The 19,556-nt window shown below is 43.3% G+C and carries 19 protein-coding genes; 11 read left to right on the forward strand and 8 right to left on the reverse strand.

From position 1 onward, the window contains the following. Positions 1–183 precede the first annotated feature (183 nt). Positions 184–1,524, reverse strand: coding sequence for an amino-acid N-acetyltransferase (gene argA / locus WR49_RS15020; protein WP_046224550.1), 1,341 nt, complete (start codon positions 1,522–1,524; stop codon positions 184–186). 161 nt (positions 1,525–1,685) lie between these two features. Here argA and WR49_RS15025 point away from each other — a divergent pair, with 161 nt between their 5' ends. The 4 genes from WR49_RS15025 (at position 1,686) to csdE (ending at position 4,745) form a co-directional block, all read left to right on the forward strand. Further along, the gene (locus WR49_RS15025) at positions 1,686–2,159 is read left to right on the forward strand and encodes a DUF2850 domain-containing protein (protein WP_010438996.1); all 474 of its coding nucleotides are present in this window, start codon (positions 1,686–1,688) and stop codon (positions 2,157–2,159) included. 81 nt (positions 2,160–2,240) lie between these two features. Continuing rightward, on the forward strand, positions 2,241–3,353 hold the full coding sequence (gene mltA, locus WR49_RS15030) for a murein transglycosylase A (protein ID WP_046224551.1): 1,113 nt from the start codon (positions 2,241–2,243) through the stop codon (positions 3,351–3,353). 113 nt (positions 3,354–3,466) lie between these two features. After that, positions 3,467–4,276 carry a tRNA cyclic N6-threonylcarbamoyladenosine(37) synthase TcdA gene (gene tcdA / locus WR49_RS15035; RefSeq protein WP_046224552.1) on the forward strand — a complete coding sequence of 270 codons (810 nt, stop codon included), beginning with the start codon at positions 3,467–3,469 and terminating at the stop codon, positions 4,274–4,276. A 37-nt stretch (positions 4,277–4,313) separates the two neighbouring features. Further along, on the forward strand, positions 4,314–4,745 hold the full coding sequence (csdE, locus tag WR49_RS15040; RefSeq protein ID WP_046224553.1) for a cysteine desulfurase sulfur acceptor subunit CsdE: 432 nt from the start codon (positions 4,314–4,316) through the stop codon (positions 4,743–4,745). 332 nt (positions 4,746–5,077) lie between these two features. On the opposite strand, the gene csdA is transcribed toward csdE, so the two are convergent. From csdA to WR49_RS15075, 7 genes are all read right to left on the reverse strand, one after another. Then, positions 5,078–6,289 (reverse strand): cysteine desulfurase CsdA, encoded by a 1,212-nt coding sequence (gene csdA / locus WR49_RS15045; RefSeq protein WP_046224554.1) that lies wholly within the window; start codon positions 6,287–6,289, stop codon positions 5,078–5,080. Between the two features lie 87 nt (positions 6,290–6,376). Next, a complete protein-coding gene (gene panE / locus WR49_RS15050; RefSeq protein WP_046224555.1) occupies positions 6,377–7,270 on the reverse strand; it encodes a 2-dehydropantoate 2-reductase in 894 nt (297 codons plus the stop codon). A 112-nt stretch (positions 7,271–7,382) separates the two neighbouring features. Next, positions 7,383–8,165, reverse strand: coding sequence for a nucleoside-specific channel-forming Tsx family protein (locus WR49_RS15055; protein ID WP_046224556.1), 783 nt, complete (start codon positions 8,163–8,165; stop codon positions 7,383–7,385). A gap of 641 nt (positions 8,166–8,806) precedes the next feature. Next, the gene (locus tag WR49_RS15060; protein WP_046224557.1) at positions 8,807–10,165 is read right to left on the reverse strand and encodes an AmpG family muropeptide MFS transporter; all 1,359 of its coding nucleotides are present in this window, start codon (positions 10,163–10,165) and stop codon (positions 8,807–8,809) included. 54 nt (positions 10,166–10,219) lie between these two features. Further along, entirely contained in the window at positions 10,220–10,768 is a 549-nt protein-coding gene (locus tag WR49_RS15065) for a peptidylprolyl isomerase (RefSeq protein WP_046224558.1), read from the reverse strand. Continuing rightward, positions 10,768–11,337 (reverse strand): YajG family lipoprotein, encoded by a 570-nt coding sequence (locus tag WR49_RS15070; protein ID WP_046224559.1) that lies wholly within the window; start codon positions 11,335–11,337, stop codon positions 10,768–10,770. Before WR49_RS15070 ends, WR49_RS15065 begins: the two co-directional genes overlap by 1 nt. Before the next feature lie 66 nt (positions 11,338–11,403). After that, on the reverse strand, positions 11,404–12,555 hold the full coding sequence (locus tag WR49_RS15075; RefSeq protein ID WP_046224560.1) for a methyltransferase: 1,152 nt from the start codon (positions 12,553–12,555) through the stop codon (positions 11,404–11,406). Between the two features lie 173 nt (positions 12,556–12,728). On the opposite strand from WR49_RS15075, the gene bolA reads away from it, so the two are divergent. The 7 genes from bolA (at position 12,729) to nqrF (ending at position 19,397) form a co-directional block, all read left to right on the forward strand. Continuing rightward, positions 12,729–13,040 carry a transcriptional regulator BolA gene (bolA, locus tag WR49_RS15080; RefSeq protein ID WP_017056767.1) on the forward strand — a complete coding sequence of 104 codons (312 nt, stop codon included), beginning with the start codon at positions 12,729–12,731 and terminating at the stop codon, positions 13,038–13,040. A 517-nt stretch (positions 13,041–13,557) separates the two neighbouring features. Then, positions 13,558–14,898, forward strand: a complete 1,341-nt coding sequence (locus WR49_RS15085; protein WP_046224561.1) for a Na(+)-translocating NADH-quinone reductase subunit A — start codon at positions 13,558–13,560, stop codon at positions 14,896–14,898. A 5-nt stretch (positions 14,899–14,903) separates the two neighbouring features. Beyond that, positions 14,904–16,148 carry an NADH:ubiquinone reductase (Na(+)-transporting) subunit B gene (locus WR49_RS15090; RefSeq protein ID WP_017056769.1) on the forward strand — a complete coding sequence of 415 codons (1,245 nt, stop codon included), beginning with the start codon at positions 14,904–14,906 and terminating at the stop codon, positions 16,146–16,148. Further along, positions 16,138–16,905 carry a Na(+)-translocating NADH-quinone reductase subunit C gene (locus tag WR49_RS15095; RefSeq protein WP_046224562.1) on the forward strand — a complete coding sequence of 256 codons (768 nt, stop codon included), beginning with the start codon at positions 16,138–16,140 and terminating at the stop codon, positions 16,903–16,905. Before WR49_RS15090 ends, WR49_RS15095 begins: the two co-directional genes overlap by 11 nt. Next, complete coding sequence (locus WR49_RS15100) at positions 16,905–17,537, forward strand: NADH:ubiquinone reductase (Na(+)-transporting) subunit D (RefSeq protein ID WP_017056771.1); 633 nt, start codon at positions 16,905–16,907, stop codon at positions 17,535–17,537. Before WR49_RS15095 ends, WR49_RS15100 begins: the two co-directional genes overlap by 1 nt. Positions 17,538–17,544: 7 nt before the next feature. Continuing rightward, entirely contained in the window at positions 17,545–18,141 is a 597-nt protein-coding gene (nqrE, locus tag WR49_RS15105) for an NADH:ubiquinone reductase (Na(+)-transporting) subunit E (RefSeq protein WP_046224563.1), read from the forward strand. Between the two features lie 29 nt (positions 18,142–18,170). Further along, positions 18,171–19,397, forward strand: a complete 1,227-nt coding sequence (gene nqrF / locus WR49_RS15110) for an NADH:ubiquinone reductase (Na(+)-transporting) subunit F (RefSeq protein ID WP_046224564.1) — start codon at positions 18,171–18,173, stop codon at positions 19,395–19,397. Positions 19,398–19,556: the final 159 nt, after the last annotated feature.

The raw sequence follows: 19,556 nt of genomic DNA on the forward strand, positions 1-19,556 counted from the left end.
ATTAACTCGATACGACTATCAAGATGGTAATTCCAATTAAAATTATTTGTTAATATCATTAAAGCGGCTAAATACTATACAATTATTCGTGTGACTGAAAGTGCATATTTGTTAAAAATTGCACAGCAAACGATTACATTTGCAATTATTTTAATGAGAAAGTGTGATTGGTGTCTGAAAGTTTTACTGAACGTCTAATGCTAGAATTTTTGAATTCCGTTGATAGTTGTATAAATTTTGTTTCTTCATCGGCAGCTCGTCGACACCTATTTCGTAAAACCCTTGTTCACGGAACCAATGTAGGCTGTGTGTGGTAAGAACAAAGATCTGGTCGATATCGCGCGACTTCGATTGATGACGCATGTAATCCAGTAGTAATTGGCCACGGTTTCCATCTCGATAGTCAGGGTGGATAGCAACACAGGCCATCTCTGCCATGTGATCTTCTGGGTAAGCATACAGTGCAGCACAGCCAATAATCAGCCCGTCTTTCTCGATAATAGTAAAGCGATGGACTTCTTGCTCTAACTGCTCTCTTGAACGACGAACGAGGATGCCTTGTTCTTCAAGCGGGCGAATGAGGTCAAAGATACCACCGATATCATCAATCTGAGCTTGTCTTACTTGTTCGGCACTCGCCATTACTACTTGGGTTCCAATACCGTCGAAAGAGAACAGCTCTTGGATCAATGCGCCATCCACTTTGTAGCTGATTAAGTGACAGCGAGGCACTCCTGCGTGGCAAGCGGAGATAGCTCCCTTTAAAAAGCGTAGTGTTCCCGTGCTCATATCTTCGGTCGGATTCTGAGACTCCGTTAAGCGTTCTAGGATTTGTTTAGCGTCTTTAGGGAACAGTTCGGCGAGTACATTACCGCTTTCGTCGGTTACCCCTTGTTCGGAGCAAAATCCAATCAGCTTGTCTGCCTTTAAGCGAATCGCGACTTGTGTTGCGACTTCTTCAGAAAGCAGGTTAAAACTTTCTCCTGTCACGGAGCTAGCAATTGGACCTAACAGGACAATAGAGCCTTGATCAAGTGTGCGATTAATCCCTTCGATATCGATTCGACGAATACGTCCGCTGTGGCAATAATCCGTACCGTCATCTACGCCTAGCGGCTGAGCCGTAATGAAGTTACCACTCATCACATTCAGTTGAGTGCCTGCCATTGGGGTGTTATTAAGGCTCATCGAAAGACGAGCTGTAATAGCCAGCTGTAATTGACCTGCGGCTTGCATCGCTACCCCTAAAGAATATTCGTCAGTGACTCTAATGTTCTTATGGTAAGGCGTATGGCAATCTTGCTTTGCTAGCAGCTGATTTATCTGTGGTCTTGCCCCGTGAACGAGAACAATCTTGACTCCTAGGCTGTGGAGTAGGGCTATATCACTAATAATGTTGCCGAAATTTTTGTCAGCAACAGCTTCGCCTCCTAGCATAATGACCATGGTTTTGCCACGGTGAGCATTTACGTAAGGTGTTGATTGTCTGAAGCCTTTTACTAGCGCTGTACTTCTTAATTTCACAGAACAAGTCCATTTTGTTTATTTATTCGCTAATTTAGCATTTAAATTCAAATTTAAACAACATGTTTTTGGAATAAAGCGCAAACTATTCTCATCGAGACTTCATTATACAAACGGTCTCAGTGTAGAATATATACAGCATCTTTATGAGTAGTAACCGAATGCAGCAAGCGCCAGCAAGAAAGAACAAGATCGATGAGATAACGGAAAACCTTTACAGCGAAGCAGAACAACGCAATCAGTCTAAATTGAAGCGTAAGATCATCGAACGTTGCTTGATGGTATTGGCCCTAGTGGGTTCATTTGCTGTGGTTTCTTTATTCAGCGATGTGCTTTCACGAGTACAAGATGCAGCAACGCCTGACCACTTGTTGTATGGCACTTGGGTAGAGCAGGACGTTGCACATTATGTAACGGACGAATTTGTGCTCAATGCCAATGGTGTGTCAGTACGAGGATCTGTTGTGTCGACTAGTTTTGATTTCGATGGGAACTACTTCGAATATAAGACGGGAGATAGAGCCTATCGTTTTCGTATCACTAACTCTGACAACACAGAGATGGTGCTCGATTCAGACGCTCACTATAATCCTGTCTTCCGTCTTAAGGGACATATGGTTAATTCAGTTCGATAGGTTATCTTACTGTAAACTCTTACAATCTAAGATTGTGTTATCTGACCGTTTTTGTCATCCTCGATGCATAGAATTTTTAGGATGACTCTTGTGATTAAAAAATGGCTTCCCCTTGTTGCTGCCTCTTTACTATTTGGCTGTGCTCAACCCACCGATCGTGCTCAACAACACTTTGATGATGAATTTCCTCGTACCTTAAATAAGGTCGATCAGGTTGAATCCAACAAACCAAGAGACTACACCGCATTTGCAGAACAAGCTGAGATGGTGGTTTCTAAATCTCCTTCAATGGCTAAGATCTATGAACCGTTGTATCAGCAACTCAATGAGTGGGCGATGCTGAGTGGCGATCCTAGCGAATTAGCTAATTTCGGTGTTCAAACCGCTCAACTTGGTGGTGGCGATAAGCAAGGTAATGTTTTGTTTACTGGTTACTTTTCTCCAGTCATAGAATTACGCCATGAAGCGAACGAAGAATATCAATTTCCTGTCTATGGGCTCCCTGATTGCGGTAAAGAGTGTCCCACTCGCGAAGAAATCTACAATGGTGCGTTGGATGGGCAAGGCCTTGAACTTGGCTATGCAGCAAACCGTATCGACCCGTTTATGATGGAAGTGCAAGGTAGTGGCTTTGTGCATTTTGGTGACGACGACACGCTCAAGTACTTTGCTTATGCAGGAAAGAACAACAAAGCTTATGTGAGTATTGGTCGTGTATTGATCGATAGAGGCTTGGTTCCTCGTGAAAAAATGTCACTGAAAGCAATCAAAGAGTGGGTATTGGCGAATGAGCCTGAAGTGGTAAAAGAGCTACTTGAACAAAACCCTTCTTTTGTATTCTTTAGTTCTAGAGCAGATTTGTCGGTAATGGGAAGTGCTGGTATTCCATTGTTACCAATGGCTGCCGTTGCTGGAGATCGTTCGATATTACCTATGGGTACACCTATTTTGGCTGAGGTTCCATTGTTGAATGCCGATGGCACGTGGAGCGGCGCGCACCAACTAAGATTGTTACTGGTTTTGGATACGGGCGGCGCAGTTAAGCAGAACCATTTAGATCTCTACCATGGTATGGGGCCAAGAGCGGGTACTGAAGCGGGTCACTATAAGCACTTTGGTCGTGTATGGAAACTTGGTTTAGATGGTAGCGCAACCGAAGCGCCTTGGGCTTTGCCTCCTGAAAAGATCGAGTAAAGCCTAATAGAATAGGGTTGTTAAAGTGATTCGCTAATCCCCTAGACTTTTTATTCAAGAGTGCGTATAAAACGCACTCTTTTCTTTTTCTCAGAAATAAATTGGCGGCAACAATGCGTGAATTGACCACTCCTGCTTCAGAAAACTATGACCAACGATTTGGTGGCACTCGTCGCCTGTATGGCAATAGTGAAGTCGACATACTTAGAGCTGCACACGTGTGTGTGATCGGTATTGGCGGTGTAGGTTCATGGGCTGTTGAAGCACTTGCTCGTACTGGTTTAGGTGAGCTGACTTTGATCGATATGGATGATGTGTGCGTGACCAACATTAACCGTCAGATTCATGCTATGTCGGGTACTGTCGGTAAGAGCAAAATCGAAGTGATGGCAGAGCGCGTCAAGCTGATTAACCCTGATTGCAAAGTTAACCTGATTGATGACTTTATCGGCCCAGACAATCAGGCTGAATACCTATCGAAAGAGTTCGACTTTGTTCTCGATGCGATTGATAGCATGAAAGCTAAGGCTTCGCTGTTGGCATATTGCCGTAGCAACAAAATTAAGGTGATCACCACCGGTGGTGCGGGTGGCCAAGTCGACCCGACTCAAATCAAAGTGGCTGATCTGACTAAGACGATTCAAGATCCGCTAGCGAAGAAGCTAAAAGATACCCTTCGTCGTCATCATAATTTCCCTAAGAATCCAGCACGTAAGTTTGGTATCGATTGTGTGTTCTCAACTGAACAGCTGAAATACCCTCAAGCTGACGGCAGTGTCTGTGCTGCGAAAGCGACAGCAGAAGGTCCAAAGCGCATGGATTGTGCGACGGGTTTTGGCGCGGCAACGGTTGTAACGGCGACGTTTGGTTTTGTGGCGGTTTCACGTATTGTAGAAAAGCTGATTCAAAAGCACGCTAAGTAACGTCCTTTACTCAATTAACAATCGACTGGATATTAAAATGACCACATTCCCAAGCTCTCCATTTGGCACTGAAATTACCAGTGATGATATTGTCGCGAAGATGCAGACATTCAGCGGCTGGGAAGACCGTTATCGTCAAGTCATTCAATGGGGTAAGAAACTGCCAACGATGCCTGATGAACTGAAAAGTGAGCAGGTGATTGTCTCTGGCTGTGAAAGCCAAGTGTGGTTGGTTTCTCAGAATATCGATGGTGTTTGGCACTTTTGTGCTGATTCTGATGCGCGTATCGTTCGCGGTCTGATTGCATTAGTAATGGCTGCGTATGATGGAAAAACATCAGAGCAGGTTCAAGCGTTCGATATTGATGGTTACTTTGAACAAATCGGTCTAATTACCCACCTTAGCCCATCTCGCGGTAATGGATTAAAAGCGATTGTTGAGCAAATCAAGAACCTCGCTAACTTGTAATTGTCTCCATACATTTTTATCGTAGTGCTTTAAAGAGATTCCAGATACTTCGTTCCTCAGTTCTGGAATGACGATTTCTAACTGTATTTCGTCATTCCCTAAAGCGACGAAGGAGCGTAATAGGGAATCTCGTTTGGATAGTTTGCTGTTAGAGATTCCAGATATTTCGTTCCTCAGTTATGGAAGGACGAATTCTAACTGTATTTCGTCATTCCCTAAAGCGACGAAGGAGCGTAATCGGGAATCTCGTTTGGATAGTTTGCTATTAGACATTCCAGTTACTTCGTTCCTCAGTTCTGGAATGATGACTGCTAATTGAGTCTCGCCATCCCCTAAAGCATATCAACGGCTTTTTCTATCGCCGCTACGAGCTTTTCAACATCATCCATGTTGTTGTAAATACCAAATGAAATTCGAACCGTTCCTTTCACATTAAGTGCATCCATTAATGGGTGAGCACAATGATGTCCTGCACGTACTGCGATACCTTGCTGATCCAGTAGAGTCGCTATATCTTGATGGTGAACACCATCCATCACAAAAGTAATCACACTTGCGTTAGGTTGATACCCTAAAATCTGAATGTCATCCAGTTTACTGAGCGCAAGATAAGTCTCGTGTTGCAGCTGGTGGATATGATTTTCGACATCTTGCTGTGCAAAACCACTCAACCATTCTATTGCGGTGCTTAAAGCAATAGCGCCAGCGACATTGGGTGTGCCTGCTTCGAACTTGCCAGGCAGTTCAGAAAAAGTAGTGCCAGAGAAAGAGACGCGCTCAACCATTTTGCCACCGCCATGCCAAGGTGGCATCGCCTCGAGCAATTCCAGTTTGCCATAAAGCACACCAATACCTGCAGGGGCATAGAGTTTGTGCCCAGAGAACACGTAGAAATCTGCACCTAAAGCCGCTACATCAACAGATTCATGAACAATACCTTGCGCGCCATCGACCACAACAATGGCATTCATCGTGTGTGCTTTCTCTATCACTTGTTCAATCGGCTGACGAGAACCCGTCACGTTGGTTATCTGAGCCAGAGCAACAATCTTGGTTCGTTCATTTAAGAGCATATCAAACGCAGTTAGGTCAAATTCGCAATCCGATGTCATTGGTACTTTTATGACTTTAGCGCCGGTTTGTTCTGCCACAATTTGCCAAGGCACGATGTTGGCGTGATGCTCCATTTCACTCACTACGATCTCATCGCCAGGTTGAAGCGTACTTCTTGCGTACGTTTGAGCAATGAGGTTAAGTGCTTCGGTGGCACCGCGAGTCCAGATAATTTCCTTTGAAGACGTAGCGCCAATAAACTGAGCGACCTTGTCTCTTGCTGCTTCAAATTGACTGGTTGCTTGCGCGGTTAAGCTGTGGCTACCACGGTGAACATTGGCATTTTGCTTAGAGTAATATTGGCTAATGGCATCAATAACCACCTGAGGTTTTTGCGTCGTTGCCGCGCTGTCTAAGTAAATCAACGCTTGTTGGTTGACGATTTGTGATAGCGCAGGAAACTGCTCTCGGATGTGATTGATATCAAGCATCTATTCTTACCTAAAATCTTGGAAATTGGTGCTAGCGTTACGCTGAGCGGTATCGTTATTTTATCGCGACTTGTTAAGCGTTGCTGACTAATCTTGATGATTCCAGCTATTTTCTCGTTCTTTAACCATTGCGAGCAGCTTTTGGTTAGTGGGTAGTTCTATTTGATGCTTGAGTGCGGTCTTTATAAGGTGCCCGGTAATGAAGTCGATCTCAGTCTTTCGTTGATAAAACATATCTTGCTTCATTGAAGAGTTGTTCTGTGCTGTGGCGTGAATAACCTTGTTGACGCTTGCTTCTAATTCATCAAATGAACAAGTAATACCTTCCACTTGCATTACTTGCGTGAGTTCGTGAATGATGGAATTTAGCGTCTCGCTGAAGCGTTGATCGGCGAGCTCCCCATTCTTAATCTGTTCTAATCCAGTCAGTGGGTTGATAGCACAATTGATGGCGAGCTTAGTCCAAAGTGCCGTTTTTATCTTAGGGTTCCAGTTCACGCTGGGTAGGGCGTGTTCCAACACATCAACTAAGAAAGTGCATTGCTGACCTTTGAGGTTAAAAGCCCCGAGTTGAGTTTGACCCAGTCCAGTGTGGGATACATTGTTGCGGTCGGGTTTAAAAGCTGCTTGGGTGGTGGTCGCCAATACTACCGGATGAGCATCAATTTGAGTGGCTATCTCGTCTACTGCTCCCATTCCGTTGTGCATGAACATAAGAATGGTGTCAGGGTCGAGATATTGAAGTAACGGAGTGGTGGCTTCTTCTACTTGCCAAGCCTTGACTGTGAAGATAACCAAATCACTCGTTGATAGCTCGTCGATATTGTTATTGCTGAAGGAAAGTAAAATTTTCTCATCAAGCGATAGGTCAATTGAGGTTTCAGGGGAGCGACTCCACAAAGAGACATTATGACCCGCTTGAAGTAGTTTTATGGCCCACAAAGAGCCAATAGCCCCAGGCCCAACAATCGTGATGTTCACAGCAATACCGAGATAAGAAAGTGATGCTGCAAGGATAGCGAGGCATTAAATGAAAGCAATAAAAAATGGCACCCGAAGGTGCCATTTAGGGAAATATTTCTTAGAAGTTCGATTAGAACTTGTAAGTAACTGCAACGTAGTGACCGAAGCCTGAAGACTTAAGTGCATTGCTATCTTTGATGCCGTAGATGTCTTTGTAGCCTTTGAGGCCGTAACCTACTGCGAAGCGATCTGAGTGCCAGTAAATACCGTTGTACATTGCACCACCATTGCTAGCCGAAGCGTATTCGTCTTTCATATCAAATTGGTAGTCGATGTAGCCTTGGTATGAGATGAACGAACCGTTCTCGAAGAAGTAGAATGGTTTGAACCAGTTTGCAGAAATTTGGTAGCCGTTCCAGTCTTTTTGGTTTGAGTCGTAAGTGCCGTAAAGGTTAACGCCTACTTTACCAAACCAAGGAACCATTACGTCAGAGCCAAGACCCACTTTTTGAGTGTTAACGCCAGAGTTACCGCCCCACTCTATAAGCGTAGAAACATAAAGTTCTTCAACAGGACCGAAAGACAGATCTTTGCCCGTTAGGGCGTCAAGAGACATACGAGGCGCAAACTTCATGAAGATTTTTTCTTGACCATCTTTATCGCTACCTGGATCAGACGTTAGGTTGAATACATCAACGTAACCGTAAAGGTCGAAGATTCCAGAGCGACCACCAAATTCCATCTCTAAGTAATCATGAGTTGATTCGCCTGGAAGCTCGTCAATCGCACCCATAAGGTTAAATTGCATCCATTTATAGTCGTTTTTATGGATGTCGCCGTCAGAATAATCTGCTGCCATTACTGGAGCAGAAGTTGCTGCAAGTAGGCCAAGAGTTAAAAGTGATTTACGCATAATGGAACTCTCTATATTTGAAATAAGTAACCCGCAAACTTGTAAGTGTTTACGTTGTCCGAATGCCGAGCATAATAGCGATTTTGTTCTCAAATAAAAGTGAGACAGAGTGAAAACTACAATTATTAAAGTGAAGCCGATCACACTAACGATCTAAATGACGGAACTTTAAGATAGCAATGCATCTTGATGCACCATAAATTCTATTGATTTTGTGAAATTCGGTTATTTTGTGGGGGAATTGCTGAAATACCGTTCTAAGCAAACGATTCTACTGAATAGAGTGACATGCATATCAAAATCAACAGTATTCTTTTCTAAGCTTTTTCTTCCTCAAAATGAGGTAAATCGTCCGTCTCGTTTTCTTTGCTTTGAGCTATTTTTGATCGACGTTGTACTGAAGTTAGAATCATTTGATGAAGAGTTTTCATGGAGAGGTAATTGGGGTAATCGAGCTTTGTTGTTTATTTATAGAAAGAGATTGTTCTTTGCTCTAAACATGGAAAGAATTTTTGAGAGTTTGCAATTGATGATTTGGTGGGAACTGAGTTCCACTTAACCGTGACTGGTACAATAGATTTGCGGTTTCGTCTCTGCCATCAGAAAGTAAAAAAGGGTAGTTTGACGCTACCCTTTTTTTACTATTCTTGATGGTTTTTGGCTTTTTCTAATAAATCAGTGAAAAAGTGGCGTAATGAATAGAGCATGATCAAACTCGGAATCACCATTAATGCTGTCAGTATGAAGAAAGTCGACCAGTCATTGAGGTAATCAACGACTTCACCGCTGAATGATGCCAGTGTTGTCCGACCTAAATTTCCCAATGATGCAAGCAGAGCGTATTGGGTTGCAGAGAATGCTTGGCCAGTTACCGTTGTCAGGAAAGAAACAAATGCAACGGTTGAGAAGGCAGATGTGAAGTTATCAACCATCAGCGTGGCTAAGAACAGATGCTCATTTGGACCAACTTGGGCGATCCATGCGAACATTAGATTACTGGCTGCCATTGCGATACCGCCGATCATTAACCCGCGAACTATACCAAATTTAACATTGACCATACTGCCAATTAAGGTGAATAACATAGTTAATCCCCAACCGATTAATTTAGAGTAGTAACCGATTTGCTCGTTAGAGAAGCCAATTTCTTTATAGAATGTGATCGACATTCTTCCCAAGAAGGCTTCGCCTATCTTAAATAGAAAGACGAAAAGTAACAAAGTTAGAGCGACTCTAAATCCATTGCGTTTGAAGAAGTCTAGGAAGGGTTCTGCGACTGTCACGGTAAGCCAGACAGCAATAGGGTTACCTACTATTTGACGATGACGGCGTTCGGCTTCTGCTTGTAAGCTATCTCGTTTCGTTTTTGGTTCGCCAACGAGTAATGTGAACAACATTAGAATTGCGACAATACCAGCCATACCATAGTAAACACCATTCCAGCCAACTGAATCAGCATTTATGAAGGCAAGATAACCGGGTAGCGAATAGCCTGTCCACCAACCTATAACTGTCATAGCAGAAGCTTGAGGCAGTTTAGATGACTCTGACTTTGGAAATGTATCAATTCGAAAGGCATCGATCGCAATATCTTGAGTCGATGAAGCAATCGCTATGCCTAAAGCTAACATCGAAGCTAGAACAAGATCATCGGCTGGGTTTACTCCAGCAATGAAGAGCGTGCAGATCAATACAGCGCTTTGACACAAAAATATCCAACTACGCCGCTGGCCTAATATCGCATGTAGGATTGGTAGTTTGACTCGGTCTACCAGGGGAGCCCATAGAAAGTTAATGGCATAGACGGCAAATACGCTACCAAAATAGCCAATAGCAGCTCTTGTTAAACCTGCATCTTTTAGCCAACCGGACATATTGGAGCCAATAAGAACCCATGGGAAGCCACTTGAACAGCCTAACATAAACACCCAAAGTAGACGTTTATCTAGGTAGCTGCGAAAAGTCTGCATCCAAGAAAGAGAGGGAGAGCCTGATGACATGGGGCGTCCTTGTATAGAAAAACGCCCTTAAGAGGTTAAGGGCGCTGTATGAGATTACTTAAGAAGTGTTACTTTGTTGATGATGATAGGGTCTATTGGGATGTCTGACATACGGCCCATTCGCTTAGTCGGAATGGTAGCCATCTTTTGTACAACATCAAATCCCTCAGTCACTTTACCAAATACAGCGTAACCAGGATTAGCGCCTTTCGCGTTTAAGAAATCATTGTCAGCAAAGTTAATGAAGAACTGACGAGTCGCAGAATCAGGCGCATTAGTGCGAGCCATAGCGATCGTTGCTGTATCATTCTTTAGACCGTTACTGCCTTCGTTTTTGATAGGGGTATAAGTCGCTTGTTGATTCATATCTTGATCGAAGCCACCACCTTGAGCCATAAAGCCAGGAATAACTCGGTGGAAGATAGTGCCTTCATAGCTGCCGTCTTCAACGTATTTTAGGAAGTTCTCAGCGCTAATCGGTGCTTGTTCTTGGTTAAGCTCAATAGTGAAGTTCCCTAACGTTGTTTTCACGTTCACCTTAGGACCAGCCCAAACGCTCACGCTCACCAGAATTAATGCGATAGAAGTAAGGATACGGCTCATTAGAAACGTTCCTTCATGTAAGTTTGTAGCTCTTGGTCGTTAGCAATCTCAGTAAGTACTAAGTTGAGCACATCATTAAGGACCATTGAGATGTCGTCGTTTGAAGCGCTTAACGCACCAGTTCGAACGGCTGTACCATTGAATGTCTTAACCAGTTTTCCTTCAGGTGTCTCAGCGGTTACTTCAAGTGTCACTTTACCGTCCATTTGGTTTTCCATAATGGTGTGTTCTACGGTAACGAGTGCTTCTTGAATCTCTAAAACAATCGAGTTTTCACTGTTTACGCTTGCACGGAAACCTTGAGAGTCCAGCTGTTTTGCTAGCGCGTTTTCTAGAGAAATACGCATGTTTTGCTTAGCGTGAATTGGCTGAATATTTGAACGGCCGCTATCAACCAATGCTACATATTGAGCAGCACGGACATCTTTACTTGTGAGCGTGTATGTTTTGCCTTGTACAAGGTTGCTTGAGCTTAGTGAAGCTTCTGGCATTATGTTGATCTGTTCTTGCTGAGGGGCTGAACATGCCGTCAAAGCCATAATAGAAGCAGCCAAAATCAGTTTTTTCATTCCTTTATCCTTTCTAAATTCACACCAGAAGCTCGGTATTTTAAATTTTTGTGAAGTCGTTTCTGCTTATTTATTAAAATTCGCAGGTTCTCTTGTTGCCTGTAATATCTCAAATTTTTGGTTTAGTTCAAGCGTTTCAACGTTCGCTTCACCAAATAATCTTGCGAGTTTTACATCGTATCCGAGGTGTCGGTTACCAATAACAATTAATTTTCCGCCATTGCTAAGAACATGCTTCGCATCACAGAACATTTGCCATGCAATGTGATCAGTAATCGCTTGTTGTTGATGGAACGGAGGGTTACACATCACTAAGTATGTGCTGTTTTTCTTAAAGCCATCTAAACAGTTGTTAGCAATGAATTGGAAGTTACCTTCTTCACCAAGGTTATCCTTGACGTTTTGTCGTGCTGATTCAACGGCCATAAAACTCTCATCCACACAGGTGATACGAGCTTTGGGATTCAATTGTCCTGCTTTTACACTCAATACACCGTTGCCACAGCCTAGGTCGATAATATGACGTAGCTCAGGATCTTGAGGTATGTGCTCTAGCATATAGCGAGCGCCTTGATCGAGTGCTTCCCCTGAGTAAACATTCGGTAAATTTTTCAATCGGATATCTTCACCGTCTACATCCCATTCAACAAAAGGCTCTACCGTTTGAATTGGCTGGCAGTTTGGAGATGAGAAGACTAAGCGGTGTTTTTTCTTCGCTAGTGATGTTTTGGTTTCGCCTAGGTATTTTTCGAACAGGTTAAGCGTAGAGGTGTGAATCTCTTTTACCTTGTTGACGCCGATCACTTGGCAGCCTTCAGGCAATGCTTGGCGTAGCTGACTTAACTGCCATACAAGGTGGCGGTTGGTTTTTGGTAGCTGCATGATCACAAGGTCTATACCGTGTGGGATAGCATCCATTGTGTTTAAAAAGTTGACTCGATTACATTGATTTCGCTGTAAGTTTTTTAGCGCACCGCGATGAGAGATAAATGAGTCGCTCATCATGGTGACATCATGATCTTTCGAGAACCAAGCAGATAGAGCACCAAAGCTGTCGTTCATGATCAGTATGTGTTTGCCAGGTTCAAGGTTCATCTCTTCAACATGACTGAGCAGGTATTCGTCGCCCGCATCCCAAGCTTGAAGGGTTTCATTTGAACGTTTAGGGAAACGATGTAAGGTCAAAGTTCTATCGTGAAGGGTAAGTTCGGTTTTCATTGCTTGAGGTGCTTATATAAGAAATAACAAAGATATTGTCTCAAATGCAGGCTAAACAAGATAGAAAAAACTCCATTAAACCGGAGTGGTTCGCAATGAAATACTCAGACAGTCGACCCGTTAAGGTTTATACTCAGCAACATATAATGCCAATACGTTACTAAGGAATCACAATGATCCAAGAAGTTATCGAAACAAAATTGCACAATGAGTTTTCACCAAGTCATTTAAACGTGGTGAATGAGAGCTATATGCACAATGTTCCGGCTGGTTCTGAAAGTCATTTTAAAGTGATTGTTGTCAGCGATGTGTTTGAAGGTTTGCGTCTTATTGCTCGTCATCGAGCGGTCAATAAAGTACTTTCAGAAGAGCTAGCGAATAATATTCACGCCCTGTCCATTCACACTTATACAAAAGATGAATGGATGAAGCAGCTAGATAACGTGCCAGATAGCCCAATGTGCATGGGTGGTGGTAAGTCATAGAACTTAGCTATAAAAAAGAGGCGGCAATACCGCCTTTTTTGTTGCCAAATATCTCTGTTTTTCGTTGTTATATCACTCAAATTGATGGTAAATCGAACGGCTAAAAATACCTACAATGAGTAATGTTTTTATTAACAGTGTTTCAACATAGTTCGTAAAATATGAGTTTGTGACAGAGTATTAATCTCTTGTTTAAAACATGATTCAAAAGCCATTTTATCTGTGCGGCCCGTCAAATTTATACATATTTGAGAGTCCATATGCTTCAAATCTCACCAAATAAAGGCCGTATTCAAGTTATTGGTCATGGCATCAAGTTATCAAAAAATGCTAGTATACGGCACCTGATAAATCTCACATGATTTATGTGATGAGTTTATTAAGATAATGTTGCGATTTTGGTGCCTCAAATTTACCAAAACCGGACACAGTAATGTCGTGTCTAAGGGCGATTTAAAACGTCCCGAATTTACGCAATTAAAAGAATCTTTTTCCCGATAAAGTAGTGCAAGTGCGTATGATTACAATAAATAAGGGTTTGGACCTTCCTATTGCAGGAACTCCATCCCAGGTGATTAATGATGGTAAGTCCATCACTAAAGTCGCCTTGCTTGGCGAAGAGTACGTTGGTATGCGTCCTACGATGCATGCTCGCGTTGGTGATGAAGTGAAGAAAGGCCAAATTCTTTTTGCAGATAAAAAGAACCCAGGTGTTGTATTTACTTCTCCAGCAAGCGGTAAAGTTATTGAAGTGAACCGTGGTGCTAAGCGTGTTCTTCAATCAGTAGTGATTGAAATAGCAGGCAATGAGCAAATCACGTTCAATAACTATGAAGCCAACCAACTAGCAGGTCTTGACCGTGAAACGGTTAAAACTCAGTTAGTTGAGTCTGGCGCATGGACCGCTTTGCGAACTCGTCCGTTCAGCAAGGTTCCAGCCATTGATTCTGAAACTCAGGCTATTTTTGTAACTGCTATGGATACGAATCCGTTAGCAGCTGAGCCAGAATTAATCATTAACGAGCAGTCTGATGCTTTCGTTGCTGGTTTAGATCTTCTTTCAACATTGACTAACGGCAAAGTGTACGTTTGTAAAAAAGGCACTAGCTTGCCTCGTTCTGCTCAGTCTAACGTTGAAGAACATGTTTTTGATGGCCCACATCCTGCAGGTCTTGCAGGCACGCATATGCATTACCTTTACCCGGTAAATGCACAAAATGTAGCGTGGAGCATTAACTACCAAGATGTTATCGCATTCGGTAATCTTTTCCTTACTGGTGAGATTCATTCTGAGCGTGTTGTTGCTCTGGCTGGCCCAGTGGTTAACAACCCACGTCTAGTTCGTACTCTAATTGGTGCTAGCCTTGAAGAGTTAACAGACAGTGAGTTAATGCCTGGCGAAGTTCGTGTGATTTCTGGTTCTGTACTCACGGGTACTAAAGCAACAGGTCCGCATGCTTTCCTTGGTCGTTACCATCAGCAAGTTTCTGTTCTACGTGAAGGTCGTGATAAAGAGCTATTCGGCTGGGCTATGCCTGGTAAGAACAAGTTCTCTGTTACTCGTGCATTCCTTGGTCACCTGTTTACAGGTCAGTTGTTCAATATGACAACGACAACAAATGGCAGTGATCGTTCGATGGTTCCAATTGGTAACTATGAGCGCGTAATGCCTCTAGATATGGAACCTACATTGCTACTTCGTGATCTATGTGCAGGCGATATTGATAGTGCTCAAGCACTAGGTGCGCTAGAGCTAGACGAAGAAGATGTAGCATTGTGTACCTTTGTATGTCCAGGCAAGTACGAGTACGGTCAACTACTTCGTGAATGCCTAGATACGATTGAGAAGGAAGGGTAATTTTCATGGGCCTTAAAAAGTTTCTTGAAGACATCGAGCATCATTTTGAGCCAGGTGGTAAACACGAAAAGTGGTTTGCGCTTTATGAAGCAGCAGCGACAGTGTTCTACACACCAGGTCTTATTACAAAGAAAAGCTCGCACGTTCGTGATAGCGTTGATTTAAAACGTATCATGATCATGGTTTGGTTCGCAGTATTCCCAGCAATGTTCTGGGGTATGTACAACGCGGGTGGTCAAGCTATCGCAGCACTTAACCATATGTACGCAGGCGCTGAATTAGTTTCTGTTATCGATGGTAACTGGCACTACTGGCTAACCGAAATGCTTGGCGCCTCCTTAGGAGCCGACGCAGGTGTTGGCAGTAAGATGCTACTTGGTGCGACATACTTCCTGCCTATCTATGCGACGGTATTTATCGTTGGTGGCTTCTGGGAAGTTCTGTTCTGTATGGTGCGTAAGCACGAAGTTAACGAAGGTTTCTTTGTCACTTCTATCTTGTTCGCGCTTATCGTTCCGCCAACACTTCCTCTATGGCAAGCTGCACTAGGTATTACCTTTGGTGTTGTGGTAGCGAAAGAGATCTTCGGTGGTACGGGTCGTAACTTCCTGAACCCTGCACTTGCTGGCCGTGCGTTCCTATTCTTTGCATACCCTGCACAGATTTCAGGTGACGTAGTTTGGACTGCTGCAGACGGTTTCTCTGGTGCAACTGCGCTTAGCCAATGGGCTCAAGGCGGTGGTAGCGCACTAATGAACGTAACATCTGGTGAAGCAATCACTTGGATGGATGCATTCATTGGTAACATTCCAGGTTCTATCGGTGAAGTATCGACTCTAGCGCTTATGATTGGTGCTGCGATGATCGTTTACATGCGTATCGCTTCATGGCGTATCATTGCTGGTGTAATGATCGGTATGATCGCTGTTTCTACTCTGTTCAACGTGCTTGGTTCTGAGACAAATGCAATGTTTAGCATGCCTTGGCACTGGCACTTAGTTCTAGGTGGCTTCGCGTTTGGTATGTTCTTCATGGCGACAGACCCAGTATCAGCTTCATTTACCAACAAAGGTAAGTGGTGGTACGGCATCTTAATCGGCGCAATTTGTGTAATGATCCGTGTAGTTAACCCTGCATACCCAGAAGGCATGATGCTTGCGATTCTATTCGCAAACCTATTTGCCCCTCTGTTTGACCACGTTGTAATCGAGAAGAACATTAAGCGGAGACTAGCGCGCTATGGCAAGTAATAACGATAGCATTAAAAAGACGCTGTTTGTTGTTATCGCATTGAGCCTTGTGTGCTCAATCATCGTTTCAACAGCTGCAGTTGTTCTTAAACCTAAACAAGAAGCTAACGCAGTTCTGGATAAGCAAACTAAGATCCTGGAAGTTGCAGGCATTGAACTTGCGGGTGATATTCCAGCACTGTACGCCGATAATATTGAACCTCGTTTAGTTGATTTGGCTACTGGCGACTTTGTTGAAGGCGATGCTGCTGAATACAATCAACGTAAAGCAGCAAAAGATCCAGCTCAATCAATCAAGCTTTCAGCTGACGATGACATCGCGAAGATTATTCGCCGTGCGAACACTGCTACAGTGTACCTAGTGAAAGATGGCACTGAAACTTCTAAAGTTATCATTCCTATTCACGGTAATGGCCTTTGGTCAATGATGTACGCATTCGTTGCGGTAGAAACAGATGGTAACACTGTGGCTGGCATCACATACTACGAGCAAGGTGAAACTCCTGGACTTGGTGGTGAAGTTGAGAACCCAACTTGGCGTGATCAGTTCGTTGGTAAGAAATTATTCGACGAAAACCACAAACCAGCGATTAAGGTAGTTAAAGGCGGCGCTCCTCAAGGTTCAGAGCACGGTGTAGATGGACTTTCTGGTGCAACACTAACTAGTGTTGGTGTTCAACATACATTTGACTTCTGGTTAGGTGAAATGGGCTTTGGTCCTTTCCTAGCAAAAGTTCGTGACGGAGGTCTGAACTAATGTCTAGTGCAAAAGAAATTAAAAAAAGCGTATTAGCGCCTGTGTTGGACAACAACCCAATCGCGCTACAGGTTCTTGGTGTGTGTTCTGCTCTTGCGGTAACCACTAAACTAGAAACAGCATTTGTTATGACTATCGCGGTAATGTTTGTTACTGCTTTGTCTAACTTCTTCGTTTCTTTGATCCGTAACCACATTCCTAACAGTGTACGTATCATCGTTCAGATGGCAATTATCGCATCACTAGTAATCGTGGTTGACCAAGTGCTTAAAGCATACCTATACGATATCTCTAAGCAGCTATCTGTATTCGTAGGCCTAATCATTACGAACTGTATTGTAATGGGTCGTGCTGAAGCATTCGCAATGAAGTCTGCACCAATCCCATCTTTAATCGATGGTCTTGGCAACGGTCTTGGTTACGGTTTCGTTCTTATCACTGTAGGTTTCTTCCGTGAGCTTCTAGGCTCTGGCAAACTATTTGGTATGGAAGTACTACCTCTAGTGAGTAACGGTGGTTGGTATCAGCCGAATGGCTTGATGCTTCTAGCACCTTCTGCGTTCTTCCTAATTGGTTTCTTGATTTGGACAATTCGTGTGTTCAAACCTGAACAAGTAGAAGCGAAGGGGTAAGGTAATCATGGAACATTATATTAGTCTGCTAGTTAAATCGATTTTCATCGAAAACATGGCGCTTTCTTTCTTCCTAGGTATGTGTACATTCCTAGCGGTATCTAAGAAAGTTAAAACTTCTTTTGGTCTTGGTGTGGCGGTAGTTGTAGTACTTACCATTGCTGTTCCTGTAAACAACCTTGTTTACACACACATCCTAAAAGAAAACGCGCTTGTTGAAGGTATCGATTTAAGTTTCCTTAACTTCATCGCGTTCATCGGTGTTATCGCGGCGCTTGTACAAATTCTAGAGATGGTTTTAGACCGTTTCTTCCCACCTTTGTACAATGCACTAGGTATTTTCCTTCCATTGATCACAGTTAACTGTGCAATCTTTGGTGGTGTATCTTTCATGGTAACTCGTGACTACAACTTTACTGAATCTATTGTTTACGGTTTCGGTTCTGGTGTGGGTTGGATGTTAGCTATCGTTGCTCTTGCGGGTATCCGTGAGAAGATGAAGTACTCTGACGTACCTCCAGGTCTACGTGGCCTTGGTATCACGTTCATTACTGTTGGTCTGATGGCGTTAGGCTTTATGTCTTTCTCTGGTGTTCAACTGTAGGGTAAGCACCCAGTAATAAGGAATAACAAATGTTTAGTATTATTCTTGGCGTAGCGATGTTTACCATTATTGTACTGGCTCTAGTACTAGTGATTCTTTTCGCTAAGTCTAAGTTAGTACCATCAGGTGACATCACTATTTCAGTAAATGACGATCCTGAAAAGGCGATCGTTACTCAACCAGGTAGCAAGCTACTTAGTGCCTTAGCTGGCGCTGGTATTTTCGTATCTTCTGCTTGTGGCGGCGGTGGCTCTTGTGGCCAGTGTCGTGTGAAAGTTAAGTCTGGCGGTGGCGACATCCTACCAACTGAACTTGATCACATCACTAAAGGCGAAGCTCGCGAAGGCGAACGTCTTGCATGTCAAGTTGCTATGAAAACTGACATGGAGATTGAACTAGACGAAGATATCTTTGGTGTTAAAAAGTGGGAATGTACTGTTATCTCGAATAACAACGAAGCTACTTTCATCAAAGAACTTGCTCTAGCAATCCCTGAAGGTGAAGAAGTACCGTTCCGCGCGGGTGGTTACATTCAGATTGAAGCTGAACCACATCACGTGAAATACGCAGATTACGATATTCCAGAGGAATACCGTGGTGACTGGGATAAGTTCAACCTATTCCGTTACGAGTCTATCGTTAAAGAGCATTCAATCCGCGCTTACTCTATGGCTTCATACCCAGAAGAGAAAGGCATCATCAAGTTGAACGTTCGTATCGCAACTCCGCCGCCAAATAACCCTGACGTAGCTCCTGGTGTGATGTCTTCATACATCTGGTCTCTTAAAGAAGGCGACAAATGTACTATTTCTGGTCCATTTGGTGAGTTCTTCGCTAAAGACACAGACAACGAAATGGTATTCATCGGTGGTGGTGCAGGTATGGCGCCAATGCGTTCACATATCTTCGACCAGCTTAAGCGTCTTCACTCTACTCGTAAGATGTCTTTCTGGTACGGTGCGCGTTCTAAGCGTGAGATGTTCTACATTGAAGATTTCGACGGCCTAGCGGCTGCGAATGAAAACTTCGTGTGGCACTGTGCACTGTCTGATCCTCAACCAGAGGACAACTGGGACGGTTATACCGGTTTCATCCATAACGTATTGTACGAAAACTACCTGAAGGATCATGAAGCTCCTGAAGACTGTGAGTACTACATGTGTGGTCCACCAATGATGAACGCGGCTGTTATCGGCATGCTGAAAGATCTTGGTGTAGAAGATGAAAACATCCTACTAGATGACTTTGGTGGTTAATCCATTCAAGTGATTGATATTATGGCTGACTCCAACGAGTCAGCCATTTGTTTTTCTAAGGTGGCTTTTGACAATACAACGGCTTATATAAGAAAGAGTAAGGTGTTAAAAATACCTATTTGTTCTCTTATTTTTCCTTATATAAATCCTCAACATTAG

It is taken from the genome of Vibrio sp. ECSMB14106 (genome assembly GCF_000972265.1).
GTDB classification, from domain to species: Bacteria; Pseudomonadota; Gammaproteobacteria; order Enterobacterales; family Vibrionaceae; genus Vibrio; species Vibrio kanaloae.

Bases quoted from the DNA above. Each gene is read 5' to 3' on its own strand.
- WR49_RS15025 (WP_010438996.1), top strand. From the start codon at position 1,686: ATGCAGCAAGCGCCAGCAAGAAAGAACAAGATCGATGAGATAACGGAA.
- mltA (WP_046224551.1), top strand. From the start codon at position 2,241: ATGACTCTTGTGATTAAAAAATGGCTTCCCCTTGTTGCTGCCTCTTTA.
- tcdA (WP_046224552.1), top strand. From the start codon at position 3,467: ATGCGTGAATTGACCACTCCTGCTTCAGAAAACTATGACCAACGATTT.
- csdE (WP_046224553.1), top strand. From the start codon at position 4,314: ATGACCACATTCCCAAGCTCTCCATTTGGCACTGAAATTACCAGTGAT.
- csdA (WP_046224554.1), bottom strand. From the start codon at position 6,289: ATGCTTGATATCAATCACATCCGAGAGCAGTTTCCTGCGCTATCACAA.
- WR49_RS15055 (WP_046224556.1), bottom strand. From the start codon at position 8,165: ATGCGTAAATCACTTTTAACTCTTGGCCTACTTGCAGCAACTTCTGCT.
- WR49_RS15060 (WP_046224557.1), bottom strand. From the start codon at position 10,165: ATGTCATCAGGCTCTCCCTCTCTTTCTTGGATGCAGACTTTTCGCAGC.
- WR49_RS15065 (WP_046224558.1), bottom strand. From the start codon at position 10,768: ATGAGCCGTATCCTTACTTCTATCGCATTAATTCTGGTGAGCGTGAGC.
- WR49_RS15070 (WP_046224559.1), bottom strand. From the start codon at position 11,337: ATGAAAAAACTGATTTTGGCTGCTTCTATTATGGCTTTGACGGCATGT.
- WR49_RS15075 (WP_046224560.1), bottom strand. From the start codon at position 12,555: ATGAAAACCGAACTTACCCTTCACGATAGAACTTTGACCTTACATCGT.
- bolA (WP_017056767.1), top strand. From the start codon at position 12,729: ATGATCCAAGAAGTTATCGAAACAAAATTGCACAATGAGTTTTCACCA.
- WR49_RS15085 (WP_046224561.1), top strand. From the start codon at position 13,558: ATGATTACAATAAATAAGGGTTTGGACCTTCCTATTGCAGGAACTCCA.
- WR49_RS15090 (WP_017056769.1), top strand. From the start codon at position 14,904: ATGGGCCTTAAAAAGTTTCTTGAAGACATCGAGCATCATTTTGAGCCA.
- WR49_RS15095 (WP_046224562.1), top strand. From the start codon at position 16,138: ATGGCAAGTAATAACGATAGCATTAAAAAGACGCTGTTTGTTGTTATC.
- WR49_RS15100 (WP_017056771.1), top strand. From the start codon at position 16,905: ATGTCTAGTGCAAAAGAAATTAAAAAAAGCGTATTAGCGCCTGTGTTG.
- nqrE (WP_046224563.1), top strand. From the start codon at position 17,545: ATGGAACATTATATTAGTCTGCTAGTTAAATCGATTTTCATCGAAAAC.
- nqrF (WP_046224564.1), top strand. From the start codon at position 18,171: ATGTTTAGTATTATTCTTGGCGTAGCGATGTTTACCATTATTGTACTG.